Origin of the sequence: Cellulosilyticum ruminicola JCM 14822 (assembly GCF_001311925.1) — a bacterium.
In the GTDB taxonomy this organism is placed as follows: Bacteria; Bacillota; Clostridia; order Lachnospirales; family Cellulosilyticaceae; genus Cellulosilyticum; species Cellulosilyticum ruminicola.
Map to the genome: position 1 here is coordinate 1 of NZ_BBCG01000001.1, position 18667 is coordinate 18667.

At 32.1% G+C, this 18667-nt stretch carries 16 protein-coding genes, 1 tRNA gene and 4 pseudogenes; 17 read left to right on the forward strand and 4 right to left on the reverse strand.

Annotation, left to right across the window (positions count from 1 at the left end):
- The 6 genes and pseudogenes from JCM14822_RS22935 to JCM14822_RS00025 form a co-directional block, all read left to right on the forward strand.
- Positions 1 to 265, forward strand: a pseudogene (locus JCM14822_RS22935) (hypothetical protein); the annotation flags it as partial.
- Positions 266 to 317: 52 nt separating this feature from the next.
- Positions 318 to 488, forward strand: coding sequence for a hypothetical protein (locus JCM14822_RS22940; protein WP_207643244.1), 171 nt, complete (start codon positions 318 to 320; stop codon positions 486 to 488).
- A 153-nt stretch (positions 489 to 641) separates the two neighbouring features.
- Positions 642 to 1262 carry a GNAT family N-acetyltransferase gene (locus tag JCM14822_RS00010; protein WP_054738488.1) on the forward strand — a complete coding sequence of 207 codons (621 nt, stop codon included), beginning with the start codon at positions 642 to 644 and terminating at the stop codon, positions 1260 to 1262.
- Positions 1263 to 1720: 458 nt separating this feature from the next.
- A complete protein-coding gene (locus JCM14822_RS00015; protein ID WP_054738490.1) occupies positions 1721 to 2641 on the forward strand; it encodes a sensor histidine kinase in 921 nt (306 codons plus the stop codon).
- A gap of 202 nt (positions 2642 to 2843) precedes the next feature.
- On the forward strand, positions 2844 to 3407 hold the full coding sequence (locus JCM14822_RS21350; protein WP_054738492.1) for a hypothetical protein: 564 nt from the start codon (positions 2844 to 2846) through the stop codon (positions 3405 to 3407).
- A gap of 929 nt (positions 3408 to 4336) precedes the next feature.
- Positions 4337 to 5059, forward strand: coding sequence for an IS4 family transposase (locus JCM14822_RS00025; RefSeq protein ID WP_054738493.1), 723 nt, complete (start codon positions 4337 to 4339; stop codon positions 5057 to 5059).
- A 370-nt stretch (positions 5060 to 5429) separates the two neighbouring features.
- On the opposite strand, the gene JCM14822_RS00030 is transcribed toward JCM14822_RS00025, so the two are convergent.
- Both JCM14822_RS00030 and JCM14822_RS00035 read right to left on the reverse strand, forming a co-directional pair.
- Positions 5430 to 5502 (reverse strand) — tRNA-Thr (locus tag JCM14822_RS00030).
- Between the two features lie 99 nt (positions 5503 to 5601).
- Entirely contained in the window at positions 5602 to 6237 is a 636-nt protein-coding gene (locus JCM14822_RS00035) for a lactate utilization protein (protein WP_054738494.1), read from the reverse strand.
- Between the two features lie 216 nt (positions 6238 to 6453).
- Between JCM14822_RS00035 and JCM14822_RS00040 the strand changes: the two genes are divergently transcribed.
- Positions 6454 to 6804, forward strand: coding sequence for a LytR/AlgR family response regulator transcription factor (locus JCM14822_RS00040; protein WP_054738497.1), 351 nt, complete (start codon positions 6454 to 6456; stop codon positions 6802 to 6804).
- Between the two features lie 475 nt (positions 6805 to 7279).
- Positions 7280 to 7948: a thioredoxin-disulfide reductase gene (locus JCM14822_RS21130; RefSeq protein ID WP_174888017.1), complete on the forward strand. Its 669-nt coding sequence runs from the start codon at positions 7280 to 7282 to the stop codon at positions 7946 to 7948.
- On the opposite strand, the gene JCM14822_RS00050 is transcribed toward JCM14822_RS21130, so the two are convergent.
- On the reverse strand, positions 7945 to 8535 hold the full coding sequence (locus JCM14822_RS00050; protein ID WP_083461177.1) for a transposase: 591 nt from the start codon (positions 8533 to 8535) through the stop codon (positions 7945 to 7947). The two genes, JCM14822_RS21130 and JCM14822_RS00050, sit on opposite strands and share 4 nt — an antisense overlap.
- Before the next feature lie 255 nt (positions 8536 to 8790).
- On the opposite strand from JCM14822_RS00050, the gene JCM14822_RS00060 reads away from it, so the two are divergent.
- The 4 genes and pseudogenes from JCM14822_RS00060 (at position 8791) to JCM14822_RS00075 (ending at position 11676) form a co-directional block, all read left to right on the forward strand.
- The gene (locus tag JCM14822_RS00060; RefSeq protein ID WP_054738509.1) at positions 8791 to 9084 is read left to right on the forward strand and encodes a transposase; all 294 of its coding nucleotides are present in this window, start codon (positions 8791 to 8793) and stop codon (positions 9082 to 9084) included.
- 162 nt (positions 9085 to 9246) lie between these two features.
- Complete coding sequence (locus JCM14822_RS00065; RefSeq protein ID WP_054738511.1) at positions 9247 to 9942, forward strand: hypothetical protein; 696 nt, start codon at positions 9247 to 9249, stop codon at positions 9940 to 9942.
- Positions 9943 to 10097: 155 nt separating this feature from the next.
- Positions 10098 to 10930 (forward strand): annotated as a pseudogene (locus tag JCM14822_RS00070) (transposase).
- Positions 10931 to 10959: 29 nt separating this feature from the next.
- The gene (locus JCM14822_RS00075) at positions 10960 to 11676 is read left to right on the forward strand and encodes a transposase (RefSeq protein WP_054738516.1); all 717 of its coding nucleotides are present in this window, start codon (positions 10960 to 10962) and stop codon (positions 11674 to 11676) included.
- Between the two features lie 88 nt (positions 11677 to 11764).
- Here JCM14822_RS00075 and JCM14822_RS00080 read toward each other — a convergent pair.
- Positions 11765 to 12645: pseudogene (locus JCM14822_RS00080) on the reverse strand (DegV family protein).
- A gap of 156 nt (positions 12646 to 12801) precedes the next feature.
- On the opposite strand from JCM14822_RS00080, the gene JCM14822_RS00085 reads away from it, so the two are divergent.
- The 5 genes and pseudogenes from JCM14822_RS00085 (at position 12802) to JCM14822_RS23320 (ending at position 18636) form a co-directional block, all read left to right on the forward strand.
- Positions 12802 to 13257, forward strand: a complete 456-nt coding sequence (locus JCM14822_RS00085) for a metal-dependent transcriptional regulator (protein ID WP_054738518.1) — start codon at positions 12802 to 12804, stop codon at positions 13255 to 13257.
- Between the two features lie 162 nt (positions 13258 to 13419).
- Positions 13420 to 15081 carry a putative polysaccharide biosynthesis protein gene (locus JCM14822_RS00090; RefSeq protein ID WP_054738519.1) on the forward strand — a complete coding sequence of 554 codons (1662 nt, stop codon included), beginning with the start codon at positions 13420 to 13422 and terminating at the stop codon, positions 15079 to 15081.
- Positions 15082 to 15172: 91 nt separating this feature from the next.
- Entirely contained in the window at positions 15173 to 15760 is a 588-nt protein-coding gene (locus tag JCM14822_RS00095) for a hypothetical protein (protein WP_054738522.1), read from the forward strand.
- Between the two features lie 45 nt (positions 15761 to 15805).
- Complete coding sequence (locus JCM14822_RS00100) at positions 15806 to 17029, forward strand: BaiN/RdsA family NAD(P)/FAD-dependent oxidoreductase (RefSeq protein WP_054738524.1); 1224 nt, start codon at positions 15806 to 15808, stop codon at positions 17027 to 17029.
- A gap of 858 nt (positions 17030 to 17887) precedes the next feature.
- Positions 17888 to 18636 (forward strand): annotated as a pseudogene (locus JCM14822_RS23320) (NAD(P)/FAD-dependent oxidoreductase).
- Positions 18637 to 18667 lie beyond the last annotated feature (31 nt).

Genomic DNA, 18667 nt, shown 5'->3' on the forward strand with positions numbered 1-18667 from the left:
TTATACTTTGTTTTTATATGGTGCCATTTATTTAGGTGAAGTTAAAAGTTTTTATTATGTAGTTCCTCATTGGGATACAATCTTACATACTTTTAGTGGTGCTATGTTAGGAGCACTTGGATTTTCATTTGTTACATTATTAAACAAAGAAGAAAAGATTCCATTGCAATTAAGTCCAGTATTTGCTGCTTTATGTGCTTTTTGTTTCGCAGTAACATTAGGGGGGTCTGGGAGATTTATGAATTTAATTTTGATGGCTTATTAGGTTTAAATATGCAAAAATTTGTATTAGAAGGTGGGGGAAGCTTATTGGTAGAGTGGCACTTGTGGATACAATGAAAGATTTAATCATAAATATTGTAGGCGCCTTTGTTATGAGTTTTGTAGGTTATATTTCATTGAAGTACAAAAAAGGCTGGATTGAAAAGTTATTAGTAGCTAATTATAAACAAAAAGAAGTACATTGGTGTACTTCTTTTTGTTTATAATTATATTTATTTACTAAAATAATTATTCAAACGTTATGAATAAATTAAAATATTATAAATAAATTTAAAATAAAAATAATGAGTAAAAAGAGTTCAAAAATTAGATGTTGTTGTATAATAAATGAAAAGCTATTAATAATGGAGGGTAAAAGAATGGGAGATTTAACCTTTATTAAAGATTATAAAGAGGACAAAATAATTCGTAGTAGTTTAAATGCATTAATACAGGAAAACTGTGGTTATTCATTAGAAGAATGGTATGAAAAAGGATATTGGCAGGAACAATATATTCCGTATTCTTTTGTAAAAGATGAGATGGTAATCGCAAATGTATCTGTATGTAAGCAGGAGATGTTATTTGAGGGTGTTCACAAAAGTGCAATTAGCTTAGAACATATTCTTTTACATCCTAAATACCGTTATCAAAGTTTACTAGAGGACCTTATGAAGCGTATCATTGAGGATTATAAGGAAAAAGTAGATTTTGTATACTTAATAGCACACGAAGCTGTAACACCTATGTACACAAAGCTGGGATTTAAATATGTTGAAGATCGACAAATATGTATTAAAACAGCAAAGATTGAAAAAAGTCAAGCGCCACAGTTGATAGATATTACAAAGTTAGACGAAGATATTAAAAAATATCCTGAAACTTTTACCGTGCTTAGCAAAGGTGTGAAATGGATTAATAACGCATCAAGAAGGCACTTTGAATGTAGTAATGGAGAGATTAAAGTTTACAACTTTAAAGAAGTGATACATATGTTATAGTTCATTTTGAAGATGGTATCTTAAATATTATTGATATTTTAAGTAAGCAAATACCAGAGGTAGATGAAATTATTGCAGGGTTTAAAGCAATTTATGAGTTTGATAAAGTACGTCTCTATAGTGATACAACTTATAAAGGATGTGGCAATACCTATGAAGAAGTAGGCAGTCAATTACTCTTTATGAAATATTTTAATCTTGAGGAAGAAGTATTTCCAATCATTGTAGGAGACGAGTAGAAAAAACAAGCGCACTATATGTCAAAATGCCATATAATGTGCTTGTTTTTTGGGGATTTATAATTAATATGACGAATTATAAAAAGACGTGGAATATAATACAGGAATAACCTTGTCAAAAAAAGAAATAAAAGGTAGAATGAATGTTGATAAAATTTAAAATATAAAGACAATGATATAGAGATAACGTTAAATAAAAAAGAGAATAGAGGGAACACGATGCTACAAGTGGTGAAGTATATTTTAGGGTATAGCTTATGCCTATATGAGATAGCTACATTTAGTATCCTAGTAGGCGGTAAGAAAAATAATGAAGAATTAAGTTTATTTAAAACAAGTATACTTTTTGGAGGCGAGGCAATAGGGGGAATAAGCCTTTTACTTATGATGGAAAGAATATTTGAGAAAGAAGAAATGATAGGGTTTATAATAGGTGTCTTGGGAGGCTTTAGTAATATTATCATATTACTATTAAGTTTCAGGAGAAAGAAACAAGAGCAGGAAGAAAAGCAGATTCTACGGGCACAAAATAAATCGTTAGTTGATCTTATATCAAGCAATAAGGTGCTTGATGAAAGAAGAAGAAAGATGGGGCATGATTTTAATAATCATATTAGTTGTATAGATATGTTGCTTCAAATGGGAAATATTGAACGCGCTAGAGAATATATTGCGAAGATGAACCAAAACTATAGTAAGTATTATGCAGGTATTAGTGTTAATCATGAGATAGCAGATGCTATTATGAATGAAAAATATTTAAAAGCTCAAAAAAGCCATATTGATTTTCTTGTAGAAGGCCAATTTGAAGCACTCAATATAGATGAAATGGACTTTTGCATTATTCTAGGCAATAGTTTAGATAATGCCATTGAAGCTGCCATGCGCATTGAAGATGAAGCAGAACGTTATATTGAAGTTAAAATAGAAAACACAAAGTCAGTTACATGTATTACTGTATTAAATAGCATGAAAGAAATCGCTCAAGAAGGTAAAAGACTTTTAACCACCAAAAAAGATAAAGAACATCACGGCATAGGCATCAATAGCATGCAAGCAGCAGCCATGAGAAATAATGGTGAAATTAAATGGCAATGCAGCGATGGAGAATTTAAGCTGAAAGTCATACTAAACAAATAAGAAAGGGGGTATCGCAAAACAATGTCATTAAGTTAAGATGACCAAAAAGATCTCTATACTAATCAAATGCTATATTAATCTTTTTTGAAAAAATATTGACAAGTCTAAAAAAATGTGTGTCCGCTCTCATTACTGACTGAATATAAAGGTAGTGAGAGCGGCCCTTGTAATTAAAGGAAACTTAGTTACAAGGAGGATACATATGAAACAAAACCCAATTAAAAAACTTTTATTAAATGAAATTCAAAAGATAAGTAATAATCTGCATGATTATTGTACTAATCCAAATTGTGATTTTTTACGTACAAGAAAATTGCCTATGAATAAGGTTTTAGCTGGAATCATTGGAATGGGAAGTGGAAGTCTTACAAATGAATTATTAGATTTATTTGGTGCATCTGCAGATACGCCAACTTCTTCTGCGTTTGTTCAGCAGAGAAAAAAGATAAAGACTGAAGCGTTTAAGAACATATTTGATGGCTTTTCAAGCAAACTTATGGCTAACTTTAATGAAGATATGCCTATACTTGCTGTTGATGGGTCTGATGTACATATTCCAACTAATCCTGATGCTCTAAATTTATTTCATTCTGGAAAAGATGGAAGAAAACCATATAATCTTCTGCATATAAATGCATTGTATAATATAAATCATTCTATTTATCATGATGCAATAATACAAAAGTCTAAAGAAAAAAATGAACATAATACTTTACAAGAAATGGTCAATCGTTCTGCAATTCCTAAAGTTCTCGTTATTCATTAAAACTTACAAGAAAGAAAACAAATGAAGTCAAAGAACTTTTCAAAAACAAAAACCATTATCGAAGTATTTCTTCAACTCAACTGTTTGATTATTTACCACTTAAAAATAAGAAATCTGAACCTGCTAAATTCTATGAATTACATTTTAGAATAGTGAGATTTTCTATTTCAGAAACTTCATATGAAACCATAGTTACAAATCTAAACAGCGAGGAATACCCTCCTGATAAAGTGAAAAAACTGTATGCTTCTCGTTGAGGGATTGAAACATCTTTTAGAGATTTAAAATATACGATTGGAGTGTTACATTTTAATTTAAAGAAGGTGATGTGCATCAAACAGGAAAGCTATGCACATATAAAATGTATAATTTTTTAGAAATAATCACCTCGCACGTAGTCATTGAAAAAAGCAGAGAAAACATACATATAAAGATAATTTCTCAGTTGCAGTACATATGTGTAGATTATCCTATCATGGAAAAGCAACACCACCTGATTTAGAAGCCATAATTGCAAAAATCTTATTCCTATAAAGCCTGATAGGCATAGAAAACAACACCTAATTATCAAGATTTTTTATAGCTTCTTTTATAGGGTAGTAAAAATTTTTATAATTGAATAGAAATTTTGAGATAGATGCAAATTTGTCTATCTGTAATGCCTAAAAATAGAAAAGAAGTTGAAGAAATGAATCTTCAACTTCTTTTTTCTAAAGAGTACGTTTCTAACACAATATTAACTTAATAACATTGATTTTGCTAGGGGGTATCTTTTTATTAGGTGTGGGGATACTTAAGTTTTATTTCCATTGACATGAAAACAGTTACTATGTTAAAAGTTAAATTTCCATAATTTTAGACATGAAAATAGCCAGCATCCTGAGGTTTAATATAATTATTAGACCATACCAAACACAAAGGAGCTGACTATGGACAATTATATTACCTTATTCGAAAAATTTATAGGTCTTATCGATTGGAAATTACTTCAAAAATATACTGTTAAACTAAATACCGATTTTAAAAAGAATAAATTTTTTACACATGAACACCTTGCAAGTATGATTTATTTTCATATTTGTGAACATGATGGACTTCGTGATTTAAAACAAAGTATGACTGAGCAAATGTCAGAAATCTTACCAGACATCAGCTTAGCAACTTTATCAAATCATAATAACACTAGAGATTACAGAGTATTTCTTCCTATTATGCAAGAATTGATTAATACTTGTGTCTCAACGCTTACAATAGATGAACGCCTTAAAAAATTTGGTTCAGTCAAAATGATTGACTCCACTACTGTAAGTAGGTGTTTACGTTTTTTTGACTGGGCAAAGTTCCGAAAGACAAAAGCTGGTATAAAAATGCATACAAGTATCGATGGTTCAACAGGTGTACCTGAGCGTATTATTTCTTCTAATGCAGCATGTCATGATCGAACAAAAATGGATAAACTAATGACAGATAAAGGAACAGTTTACATTTGTGATAAAGGCTACATTGAGTATAAAAAATTTGACAGCTATACTTCAAAGGAAATTTACTTCGTAAGTCGTCTTAAGGATAATGCCAAATTTAAAGAAGCCATAGATTTACCTATCATACAATGTAACAAAGCCCAGCCGTTGTTACCAGTAGGTTCAACTTAAAGTGTAAAATAAAAAATCAGCTATTCAAACATGTAACCAAGATGCAATGCTATAAAACAGCATTATTTAGTAGTTCCTAAAACATGGAAAAGTGAATAGCAATCCAAGTAATTATACCTGTAGTGTATCTAACTTTATTGGATAAATATAGAAATTATTTATTTGAGTCTGTAAAGCATATTTTAGAAGCATAAGTCAATGGAAATTTTAGTTAGTAACTAAACATTAGTGAAATGAGTTGAGTTTACTTGAAATAAAATTAAAAAATAATAAGTGCAGTACATGAACTGAAAATAGATATTTTAACAAAGAGAATGTAAAATAAAAACCCCTAAAACACATGTTTTAGGGGTTTTGCTTATAAGCTCTAAGCTCCCGAGCGGACTTGAACCGCCGACCTCCGCCTTACCAAGGCGACGCTCTACCGACTGAGCCACGAGAGCAAAGCGTTCATATGCTGAACGCTTTTATAGAATATCATGTCATAATTATTTTGTCAACATTTGCCTACGTATTTTTAAAATATGGAAATAGGTTGAAAATTAATAACCTAATGCTTCACCTACTAAGATTACTTTAATACGTCCTTCAGGTTTGCTGTTACGTGTGACAACAGTTTGCATACAAATGCAGTCAGGAGATAGGCAATTGTGACAAGTACCTGTTTTGCCACATGGTGTCTGTTTATTAAGGCGCATGGCATTGATTGGTGCAGCAATTTGGTGAATACGTTCTATAGCAGCATCTACGTCTTTGACTACTTTATTCATACCAGCAATGACTATGACTTGTTTTGGACCATAAATAAGGGCTGCCACGCGGTTTCCTGTACCATCAGTATTGACAAGTTCTCCTTTTTGTGTGATCGCATTTGTACTCATAAAATATGTATCTGCTGTAAAAGCTTTGCGGTAAATATCTGGGACTTCTTCGGCTGATACTTTTGAGCGGTCAAGTAAATTATAAGTGCCTTTTTGCTCAAGGGCTTTAAAAAGATCGATTTCACTCAGTGTCATAGAGCCTCCCCAAGTAATGGTCATACCATCTTCGAGAAAAGAAAGTGCTTTGTCTTTTGCTTCCTCTTTTGAACAGACATAATGACCTTCTATACCGCGTTTTGCCATTTCTGAAACCATATTTTCGGCAATAATTTTAAAATAAAGTTTTTTATTTTCCATAATTGACCTCCTAATAAATGAATAATTTCTATCCATATTGTAGCATATTTCATAAAATTTATAAGTAATATAGCAAGAATTTCTTGCTATGAGTCAAAATATTACACGAACCTCCCTTTTTTGTATTTTTTAGTACTAAAGCACGAAAAAATAAGGGCATAATCACATATTGTATTTTTTTAAGAACATTTATAAAATGGTAGTGGGGTGATGGAAATGCTAAATTTTAGCGAAGAAAATAGTACTTATAGTTTTAGAACAACAATGGGACGTGTAAGTGTGAATGCAAAAGAAATTATGTATTTTTCTTATAGTGACAGGCACGTTCATTTACACACGATTAATGGAACTTTTAAAACCAAAATTGTACGTTTCAAAGATTTAGAAGATATTTTAAAAGAGCCAGAATTTATGAGTATCCATCGTGCATGTATTGTAAATGTCTGTTACATTAAAAGCATTGGGGGCATTACATTAACCATGGAAAACGGTGATAAATTGTCTATTAGCCGTTATAAGATGTTAGAGATGCAAGAAAAAATGAAATCATTAGTAGCAATCAAATAGTGTATATAGAAATAACTCCTATTCAAATAACTTGGCTTACAGATTGTTTGAATAGGAGTTATTTTATGTATGTTAACAAGACACTAATAATACACTTTAGATATAAATTGTAATACAATACTAATAGGAAAATTATCCTAATTGAAGCAGTGTGACATAAAAGCTGACAAAACGAGGAGGTAGAAATATTAGATATCGCAATTATTGTTGCTGGTCTAGCGGGGTTATCAGTAGTTATTTCAGGTGTTATTCGTAACAAGAAGTTAAAGTATTTGGGAATCCACCAAGTACAAGTTTTATTTATAGAGCAGAGTGCGTGGACAATTATCTTGGCATATTAGGTACAAGTGGTGAAGCGATGATGGAACATTTCGTTAGTCATGCTAAAGAACTTGGTGTAGAGATTCAATAATCGAAGGTTATTGAAATTTTCCCAATGGGTGACTACTATATATTCAATGTAGAAAATGAATTTGTGGAAGCAAGAAGAGTAATTTTAGCTAATGGTTTATCAAAGAACAAAGTACTTGAAAGAGAAAATGAATTCTTAGATAAAGGCGTAAGCTATTGTGCAACTTGCGATGGACCACTATATCGTAAAAAACAAGTACTTGTTATAGAGGATTCAGCCCATGCAGAAGAAGATGTAAATTACTTATCTGAAATCTGTGATAAAGTGTATGAAATACAAAGAATTAAATTAGTTACTGCACGAAAATATGTTCAGATGACAGAAGAGGATATCCGTTTATTAGACTCCCCTAAAAATTATAAAAAAAGAAAGACAGTAGTTGATGATTATCTAAATATTATCTATAAAATGCTTTATGATAAAATAGATCCTGCCGTCATTTTATCATATGTCTTACGAATGGGCTATGATGGGAATTTAAAGACATTAGAAAACTATATCGCAGTGCTTGCTAAAAATAACTTTAATAATAGTGCATTGCATATAAATTGGGCATATAAAACAGAATATCCTAAAGAAATAACTGTTAGTAAATGTCATCAAATATTAAGCTCTATTTTACGAAAAAGTTCAGGGAATATAGATACTGATGGGATAAAAGAATATATTGAAATCATTAAGAACTACTATGAGATAGTTAGTCTATTAGAAGATGCATATTATAGTCGTTAACTTAAGACTAAGTTTTTTCCAGCAACAATAAGTTGTTCTAAATAACCTTCTATTTTAGAATAGGTAGTTTGTCTTAAGCGTTTTTCATGCAAAGCCAACTTTCCTATTCTTTGAACTAAGTTAGAAAACGTCTCGTAAGTATGTAGTGTGATTCTTTTTAGTGTATAGAATTGATATAAGTCTACAAGCAGTAATGTATAAAATCTTTGCATACTTACGCTTCTCCCCTGACTCTTAAATATGCTTTGATCTACACTATCATAAAGTGGCATTGTAAGTAATGCTCCTAGAAGTTTCCTATAAAGAATTGCTTCTACATATTTAGTTTTACCTACATGCATTTTATCTAGGGAAAAGGTGCTTTTTAGAACCTTAAAAAGAAGTTCTATTTGCCATCGTATACGATAAAGCTCTGTAATAATAGATGTATTAAGGATTTCTTTGCTGATGTTAGTACTCATAAGATTCCAATGTAAAAGCTGACGCTTATGTGAGTCAATATCTTCACCATTATTTTGAATAACAGCACATTTTTCAGCAATCACTTCTTCGGTGAGCTTCTTTGAATCTAAAATTCCTAAAGACATTGCTTTTGTAAATGTCTTTAGGAATTTTAGAATGACGATTCATAAAACCAGTTAATTTTGTAACTTTTTCTATAAAAGATAGTATAAAAAGTTTAAAAAGTCTAGATATTAATCTTGTGATATGCATAGGAAACCTCCTAATCTGAGTACTATTAGACTATAGAGATTTCCCATTTTTATTGAATTTATTACTGGAAAATTTTATTTATAAGTTAACGCTTATGAGATGCATATAATAGTTTTTATACGATACTTATGGGAAAAGACTCCAATCAATTAGATGGATTTATTAAATCGTATGAAACATCTTATATTAAAGGTTTTGTAGAAGGCATAAAAAAAGATATCGACTTGATCAAGAATGCGATATCTCATAACGTAAGTAGTGGATTTGTTGAAGGAAACAACAACAAATTCAAACTCGTTAAACGTATTTTATATGGTAAATCCAATTTAGTCAACCTTTTTAAGAAATGTTATGTAACATTTCAACTTAAAAGTACGAACTTTAGTTTACAAAAACTACTAAAGGTGAATGCATTATATTAACACATTCACCTTTAGTAAAGGAGGTGCACTTACCCAAAGTTAAGTAAGAACTCAGAATTGTGGAACTTCTTTTTTGTTTTATATTTCAAGAATTTTAGGTTCTAAATAGGAGAGTTTATCTATAAAATAAAAATAAGACAAATTATAAGTGGAGGAAAGCGTATGAGTAGAGGATATTTTTTGCTGATTGTATTATGCGTATTAGGCATATATGTGCTGCTTTTAAATCTATCTGTAATCAAGGGTAATAAATTTACAGTATTAAGACAGGTTTGCAGTATATTATTGATTTTTTCTATTACACGTTATATGACGCTGGTTGCATATGGTGATCATTTAGAGTTTTCAACCCTTATGAAACTAAGATATTTTTATTTCGCAACTAGTATAGGTCTCACCATTCCTACTGCTTCAGCCCTTTGGTATATTACCCCTTTATATCGTGAAAAGATTAAATATCCGTATTATTTATTATGCTTCTTGCCTTGGATTTTGTTTTATACATATCTTATTGTGAGGCAACCCACTCAAATTATACAAGGCAGCAGGTATGGCTATGTATTGCAGCTTACAGGTTCTTTTCCATTATATCTAAGTATTGTACAAGGCAGTTTTATTGCGGTGATTATCGTTTTAAGCATTATTGGTTTAGTGCGCTATAAGAATATACAATTAAGGGTAGAATATATCATATTAATTTTAGCGCAAATTACATTAATTTTAGATGGCCTTGGCTATTATATAGGAGGGGCAAGAGTATTTCCATCTTTTACAGCTTCAGAAATATTAGGGTTCGCAGCTATTTATTATACTTTTAAAGTTCCGATTATAGAGATTAAAGGTATTCAAAGTAATTAAAAAAGAGGTATTGCAAAATTATTGGTTCTTACTCAACTTTGGGTATTTTAAAGATGGCTCGACAAAAAAAGTGGTATTTTTGAATGCCTTTTTTGTTGAGCTATTTCCTATGTTTTGATAGACTGATATTATATCAGCGAAGGGTAACATTATAAATGAAATACAAAGAATTAAATATCAACGAAAAATTATTCGGTAAGGATTATCTAGTCTATGACTGGGTAGAATCTGGTGAAGAAATACATATCTATATAAAATCTAAATCATGTAAAGCTATTTGTCCAAATTGTGGAGAGACGAGTAGCTTTTTTCATGCTACATATGTTCGTAAAATACAAGCGGTGCCTATACATTTAAAAACAACCTATCTTCATGTTACTGCCTATAAATATAAATGCCTCAATGAATCCTGTGAAACAAAAGTGATTATGGAAACACTTTCATTTGCATCTGCTTCCCAGGTAAGAACAACTGAACTCACATCTCTTATTCTAACTGTTTCAATCTTTCTTAGTAATGAGGGAGCTAGCAAAGTACTTTCTTTTATAGGTGTAAGAATAAGTAATGATACTATTAAAAGAATTTACGATAAAATTATTATTGAGGATAATCCTGAGGTTGAAGCTGAAGGTATTGATGATGTTGCCATTCGAAAAGGCCACACCTATGCTACAGCAATTTATGATTTAAATGACCATCACCTCATTGCGTTACTAGAAGGACGAGATGCTCCGACATTAAAGATATGGTTAAAAGAACACAAAAAATCAAACTTATTGCATGTGATCGAGCAAGTACTTATGCTAAGGCAATTAATGAAATATTGCCTACATGTACTCAAGTGGCAGACCGATTTCATTTACTTCAAAATTTAATCAATCGTATAAGGGACTTATTTAAGGTGGAATTACCTAAAGAGATATTTATAAAAGATGGCAAGAGCTTGGAGGTAGAAATACTAAAATTATTGCAGATGAATTCCATATAAAATTAGTTACTGCACGAAAATATGTTCAGATGACAGAAGAGGATATCCGTTTATTAGCCCCCCCTAAAAATTATAAAAAAAGAAAGACAGTAGTTGATGATTATCTAAATATTATCTATAAAATACTTTATGATAAAATAGATCCTGCCGTCATTTTATCATATGTCTTACGAATGGGCTATGATGGGAATTTAAAGACATTAGAAAACTATATCGCAGTACTTGCTAAAAATAACTTTAATAATGCATTACATATAAATTGGGCATATAAAACAGAATACCCTAAAGAAATAACTGTTATTAAACATCATCAAATATTAAGCTCTATTTTACAAAAAAGTTCAGGGAATATAGGTACTGATGGGATAAAAGAATATATCGAAATCATTAAGAACTACTATGAGATAGTTAGTCTATTAGAAGATGCATATAATAGTTTTTATACGATACTTATGGGAAAAGACTCCAATCAATTAGATGGATTTATTAAAGCGTATGAAACATTTTATATTAAAGGTTTTGTAGAAGTCATAAAAAAAGATATCGCCCTGATCAAGAATACGATATCTCATAACGTAAGTAGTGGATTTGTTGAAGGAAACAACAACAAATTCAAATTCATTAAACGTATTTTATATGGTAGATCCAATTTAGTCAACCTTTTTAAGAAATGTTATGTAACATTTCAACTTAAAAGTATGAACTTTAGTTTACAAAAACTACTAAAGGTGAATGCATTATATTAACACATTCACCTTTAGTAAAGTAGGTGCACTTCCCAAAAGTTGAGTAAGAATCAAATTATTTGCAGTACCTCTTTTAAATCTATATAAATTATAAATATGCTTCGTATTTTGGAACAAGACAAATTCCTACAACGTCTGGCCCTGTATTAACACCAATTGTTGTTCCAATAAAGCTATAATCTGTTGGTATTGTAATACCTAGTTCTTTTTCTGCAAGTTCATGCATTACTTTTGCGTATTCGACATTATCAGCTTGAGCGATAGTGTAGTTGTAGGCATCAGCGTTGCCGTCTAAGTATTCTTTAGTAAGTTCTACAACTTTAGCAAATGCTTTTTTAGTACCACGGACTTTACCACATGGGAAAAGGGCACCATCTTGAAGATGATGATTGGTTTTACATTAAGCATTGTACCAAGAAGAGCAGATGCTTTACCAATACGGCCACCGTGTTCTAAATAATCAAGTGTTTCAACGAAGAAGAAGATTCTTGCGTTTTCACGAAGTTTGTAAGCTGTTTCAACGATTTTTTCAAATTCAAGTCCAACGTCAATCATGCGACCAATTTCTTGAACGAGAAGTCCTTGACCACCTGTAGCATTTAATGAATTAATAATTTCGATTTTTGCATTAGGATAATTTTCTAAAATAAGTTCGCGTGCATTAACGGCTGCATTATAAGAACCGCTAAAGTTGCTAGATAAGCATACACAAATAATGCTTTTTCCAACTTCTACATGTGGTGTAAAGCGTTCCATATAGTCATTGATTGATGGAAGAGATGTTTTTGGAAAAATCTTTTCTGCTCTAAGTCTTTTATAAAACTCTGTAAGTGATAATTCTGTAATTTCACGATAATATGTTTCTTGATCGAAAGAAACATAATAGGGAATAATCTCCACATTGTATTTTGTAGCAAGAGATTCTGGTAAATCACAAGAGCTATCACTAATAAGTACGATATTGGACATTATTTCACCTCCTTTATGTTAAGATAACCTCTTCACAATTTTAATATGCAAATAGTTGTGGTGTCAATTCATAAATGATGAAAATGTGAATAATATTCATGTTGAGGAAAAAATTGGCATATATTTAATAGAAGCAATTAAAAAGGGGAAATGTACATGTTATCTGCCAGCTTAGAAAAATATTTACTGTGCATTTATGAAAGAATAAATGGAGATAAAGAGTTAAAGAGTACTGAAATTGCAAGAGAGATGAATCAACCCTTGCAAAAGGCTGTGCAAGCATTACAACGTCTTCATTATCAAAAGTATATTACGTATTCTGCGTATCAGCCCCTTAGGCTGACAGATCAGGGCAAACAGGTAGCGCAGTATTTGATGGCTAGAAATCAGCTCATTGATGAATTCTTAAATATTCTCCATATTGAAAAAAATAAAGAGACTGAGAAAGAGGCTATGCAGCAGTATTTATCTTATGATAGCTTGAAAACAATTGAAAAGTTTGTGATCTTTAATAAGCAGTATCCTGAGATTATGCAGCGTTATGAAATGATTTTAAAAAGAGAGCCTATTGTGTATTTGCTGCCAGAATTACCAAGCAGTGATAAGAGATAGGCGAGTGATAAACATAGTTTAAGATTTTGTATCTTAGGCTATGTTTATTATTTGAAAATAGACAAGCCCATAAAATAAGTTAGTAAAAAGGGTGTACTACATGATAAAATATGATAAAATATTTTTTAGTGTAAATATAGAAAAGAAAAGCAGAGGAATGATATGGAAGGTACAAATAATAAACAGGGCCTTATGAAAGGCGCAATGATTTTAAGTATGGGTGTACTTGCAAGTCGTATTATTGGAATGCTTTATCGTATTCCAATCCGTAATATCTTAGGAGATGATGGTAATTCGCTTTATGGTGTAGCATACACTGTATATGCTATGATTTTAACCCTTACAGCGATTGCTATTCCAGGTGCTTTATCGAAATTAATTGCGGAGCGTAAAGCAGCAGGCGCACACCGCGAAGCGCAGCGTGTATTTCACATTGCACTGATTTACTGCTTAGCTGGTGCTTTTGTTTTAGCATTAGGTATGTGGTTTGGGGCAGATTGGATTCAAGCAAAATTCTTCCCATCTCAGACTGGTGTGGTACTGCCAATCCGCGCACTCGCACCAACGGTTATGATTGCTACAACACTGGCAGTTATGCGAGGTTATTTCCAAGGTAACGAAGATATGTCACCGACAGCTATTTCACAAGTTGTTGAACAAATTGTCAATGTAATCTTTAGTGTACTTTTTGCTTCAATACTTATTAAAACATCTGTTGTATATGGGGCAACTGGTAGTGCCCTTGGAACAGGAACAGGGGCGGTGGCAGGTTTTATTGTTTTGATGTTACTTTATAAAAAGAAACGTCCAGTGATTAAATCAGAAATCGCACAAAGTGTAGAGTACAAATATGAATCAACAGGAACAATCCTAAAACAAATTTTAGGTATGATGATTCCTGTTATTATTAGTACATCTATTTTTTCAATTATGACATTCATTGATCAATCTATGATCTCAACATACTTACCAAACGTTGTGGATTTCTTAAAAGCAAATGGCCAAATTGGTTTAGTGCCAGTAGCCGGTGCGGATACAATGGAAACAGCTAAGGTTGTTAGAGAATTAAGTGGTCAAATGAGCTATCAATATGGGACATTTATGAATATCCCAGCAAGTTTAGTTATGCAGTTAGGACTTGCAGCTGTACCAGCTGTAGCTGCGGCAGCTTCAATTAAAGATTACAAAGAAATCCGTAAAAAAACAAAGCTTATTTTAAAAGTAGGGATGCTTTTAGCGGCACCTTGTGCGATAGGTTTTATGCTTTATGCGAAACCTATTTTCTTACTCCTTCATGGAGACATGGCAGGTTCAGAAGTTTTAATACAAGGAGCCATTGGTATTTTTGTAATTTCCCTTGCACAGCTTACAGCAGGTATTTTACAAGGAATGAGCTTACAACGTATTCCAACAATTAATGCAATTGTAGCATGTGGTATTAAAGTACTTATTAATATTGCATTTTTACAAATTCCAGTGTTAAATATCTTTGGATTTATTCATAGTACAACAATCTGTTATTTAATTTATGCCATTTTAAATATTTATTATTTATGCAAGCAATTAAATATGAGATTAAGCTGGAATAAGCTTCTTGTAAAACCTACAATTAGTGCAGTACTTATGGGCGCACTTTCTTATCCAATTTATTTTGGACTTACAAAGCTTATGGGGGCTAGATTTGCAATTATCATTGTGATGCCATTAGCAGCAATTATTTATTTCTTCGTAGGTATTTTAACAAAAACAATTACAAAATCAGATTTAGCTATGTTACCAGGTGGAAGAAAAATTATTCGTTTATTTGAGAAAAATAATTTATAAAAAATTCTAAAAATATTTGCATCTTATGTATAAAAACTGAGATTTTACACATAATCTCAATAGGTTGAATTATACAAAGGATGTGAATGCAATGTTAAAGAAAAATCAATATCGTATGAGTTTACTATTGGGCATCACTGCATTTCTTCTTTTTTTCATAGTAGCGTATTTAGTTACTTTACAAATGCCAAATTCTCAAAGGGATATGGCAGTAACAAAAGACGAACAAAGTGCTCACACATTAGTGGAATTAAAAGAAGAGGTGCCACGTATAGGAATAGATACAGAAGTGATTTTACAAAATGTCAATAAATCTGGAAAAGTAATCGAGAAGGTTCAGATTCCTGGTGGTGCACTTTTTGGTGAAGATGCAGACTCACTGAAAAAACATTATCCAGAGTATGAGCTTGTGACATTTAGTGACGTTAAAGTGATTTTAGAAAAAGTAGTTGAAAATAATAAAAAAGATGTCTATGAATTAAAACTTGATATAGAAGGCAGACTGTATATTATAGATAGTAATGGACATTCTGAAGAGATAGAAGTTGATTCATCTCTTAGAGGAACACTTCCTGCTGAGCTAAAAAGAGGATGGCGCATTACGGAAGATGAAAAAGACAAGTTAATTAAAGATAAAAGTTATATAGATCATATATTACAAGGACATCAGCAAAGCTAGGGCTACCGGTAGGTAGCCTTATTGTCTGTTTAGAAAGGATTAATTATGAATGATATTATAATTATAGGTGGCGGGGCATCAGGGATGATGGCAGCTATTACAGCAGCTAGAGAAGGAAAAAGCGTACTTATATTAGAACGTTTAAATCGTATTGGGAAGAAAATACTTGTGACAGGAAATGGTCGCTGTAATGTGAGTAATACGAATTTAAAACCAGAGCATTTCCATAGTAGAAGTCAAAAGGCAATATTTGGACCAATTGAAGCATTTGATTATGGAAAAACAGAAGCATTTTTCAAGGAATTAGGTATTGAACCTTTAATTGAAGGAACAAAAGTTTATCCACGTTCAGAACAAGCCAACAGTGTTTTAGATGTATTACGTATGGAACTTGAAGAATTAGAGGTAGATGTTTTAACAGAGGTAAAAGTAGTAGGCCTTAAAAATAAAAAAAGTGTATGGGAAGTAGAAGCTGAAAGTGGAGAAGTTTATATGGCGGAGAAAGTCATTATGGCTACAGGTGGACTTGCTAATGCGTCTTTAGGCTGCGATGGCTTAGGTTATGAAATTCTTAAAAAATTAGGTCACACAGTCATACCAACTTATCCAATTTTAGTACATGCCCTTTCAAGTTCACCTTACTGTAAAATGATGAAAGGGACAAAAGTAAAAGCAGTAGCAAGTGCTTATGTAAATGGCAAATGTGAAAGAGAGGAGTTTGGAGAAGTATTATTTACAGAAGATGGTCTTTCAGGACCAGCGATTTTCCAAATCAGCCGCAATATCTCATGTGCCCATATCCAAAAGAAAAAAGCAATGGTGACACTAGACTTAGTGCCAGAACAAAGTTATGATGAGGTAGTAGCAATGATTTATGAACGTATTGCTGCAAAACCAGAACGCAGCATAGAATTGTTACTTATGGGATTTTTAAATAAACGTGTCATTGTACCTGTTTTAAAATGTGCCGATATTAATAGCATTCATAGAAATTGCGATACTTTAGAATATGAAGAAGTAGAACACCTTGTAAAAGTTTTAAAAGGCTTTCCATTTGAAACACAAGGGACTAGAGGTTATAAGTATGCGCAGGTTACAGCAGGAGGCATTAGCGTAGATGAAATAGATTTAGAAACAATGGCGTCACTTAAAGCACCGCATTTATATGTAACAGGTGAAATCTTAGATGTAGATGGTGACTGCGGTGGATATAATTTACAGTGGGCATGGGCTACAGGCTACATAGCTGGCATAAACTGTAGTAAGTAGAAAGGAAAAATAATGATTAGAGTACAAGATATTAAACTAGATTTAAATGAAGATATTGCAATGCTTCCAGTTAAAATTGCGAAGAAACTTAAGATCAAAACAGCAGATATTTTAAGTTATATGATTTTTAAAGAAGCCATAGATGCACGTAAAAAAGATGATATTAAATTAGTATACACAGTAGATGTGGAAACAACAAAAGATGAAAAGCTTTTAGCGAAATTCCCTAATTTAAAACATGCAAGCGCTCAGTATATATGTCCACCTAAAGGGGATAAAGTAATGAATCATTCACCAGTTGTAGTAGGAAGCGGGCCTAGTGGATTATTTGCAGCTTTAATGCTTGCACAACAAGGATTTAAGCCAATTTTATTAGAACGCGGCGTAGCTGTAGATGAGCGTGTTAATGATATTGAGCGTTTTTGGAAAGAAGGTAAATTAGATCCTAAGTCAAATGTACAATTTGGAGAAGGGGGCGCAGGGACGTTTTCAGATGGGAAACTGACAACACAGATTAAAAACAAACGTTGTCATAAAGTACTTGAAGAGTTTGTAATTGCTGGGGCACCAGAAAATATTTTATATAAAAATAAACCACATGTGGGGACAGATATTTTAAGAGATGTTGTAAAAAATATTCGCCAAACAATTATTGAATTGGGTGGGACTTACCGTTTTAACAGTCAAGTCACAAATATCTTTGTAGAAAATAATAAAGTATGTGGTGTAGAAGTGAATGGCAACGAGCGTATTGATACAGAACATTGTATTATGGCTATTGGACATAGTGCCCGTGATACTTTTGAGATGCTTTATAATGCCAAGGTGCATATGGAACAAAAACCATTTTCTATGGGGATGCGTGTAGAACATCTTCAAGATTGGGTTAATGAAGCACAATATGGGAAATTTAAAGATAATGAAAAATTAGGAGCAGCTGAGTATAAACTTGTACATCACTGTGAAAATGGACGTACTGTATATAGTTTCTGTATGTGTCCTGGTGGGTATGTTATTGCTTCTGGTTCAGAAGAAGGGAGCCTCGTAACAAATGGAATGAGTGAACATGCCGTGATGGGAAAAATGCTAATAGTGCTATCCTAGTAAATGTAGGACCAAAAGATTATCCAAGCGAGCATCCACTTGCTGGAGTAATCTTACAAAGAGAACTTGAAACACTTGCCTTTGAACTTGGTGGAAGAGATTACAAAGCGCCAGTACAGCTTGTAGGAGATTTCTTAAATAACAAAACAACAACTGAACTTGGTGTTGTCAAACCAACTTATAAGCCAGGTGTAAAATTTGTGAATATGCGTGAAGTTCTTCCAGAATTTATGAGTGAAGCCATCTGTGAAGGAATGCAGGCTTTCGGTAAAAAAATGAAAGCATTTGCTCATCCAGAAGCTGTATTTACAGGTTTTGAAACAAGAAGTTCTTCACCAGTACGTATGCCACGTAATGAGGGATATATGAGTAATATTGAAGGACTTTATCCAGCAGGAGAAGGTGCTGGATATGCTGGTGGAATTACTTCTGCGGCAGTAGATGGTATTGAAGTAGCTGAGGCGATTATTCAGAATTATTGTGGTATTAAAGAAAATCTCTAAAGTTACTATATAATTATTCCTAAGTCGAACC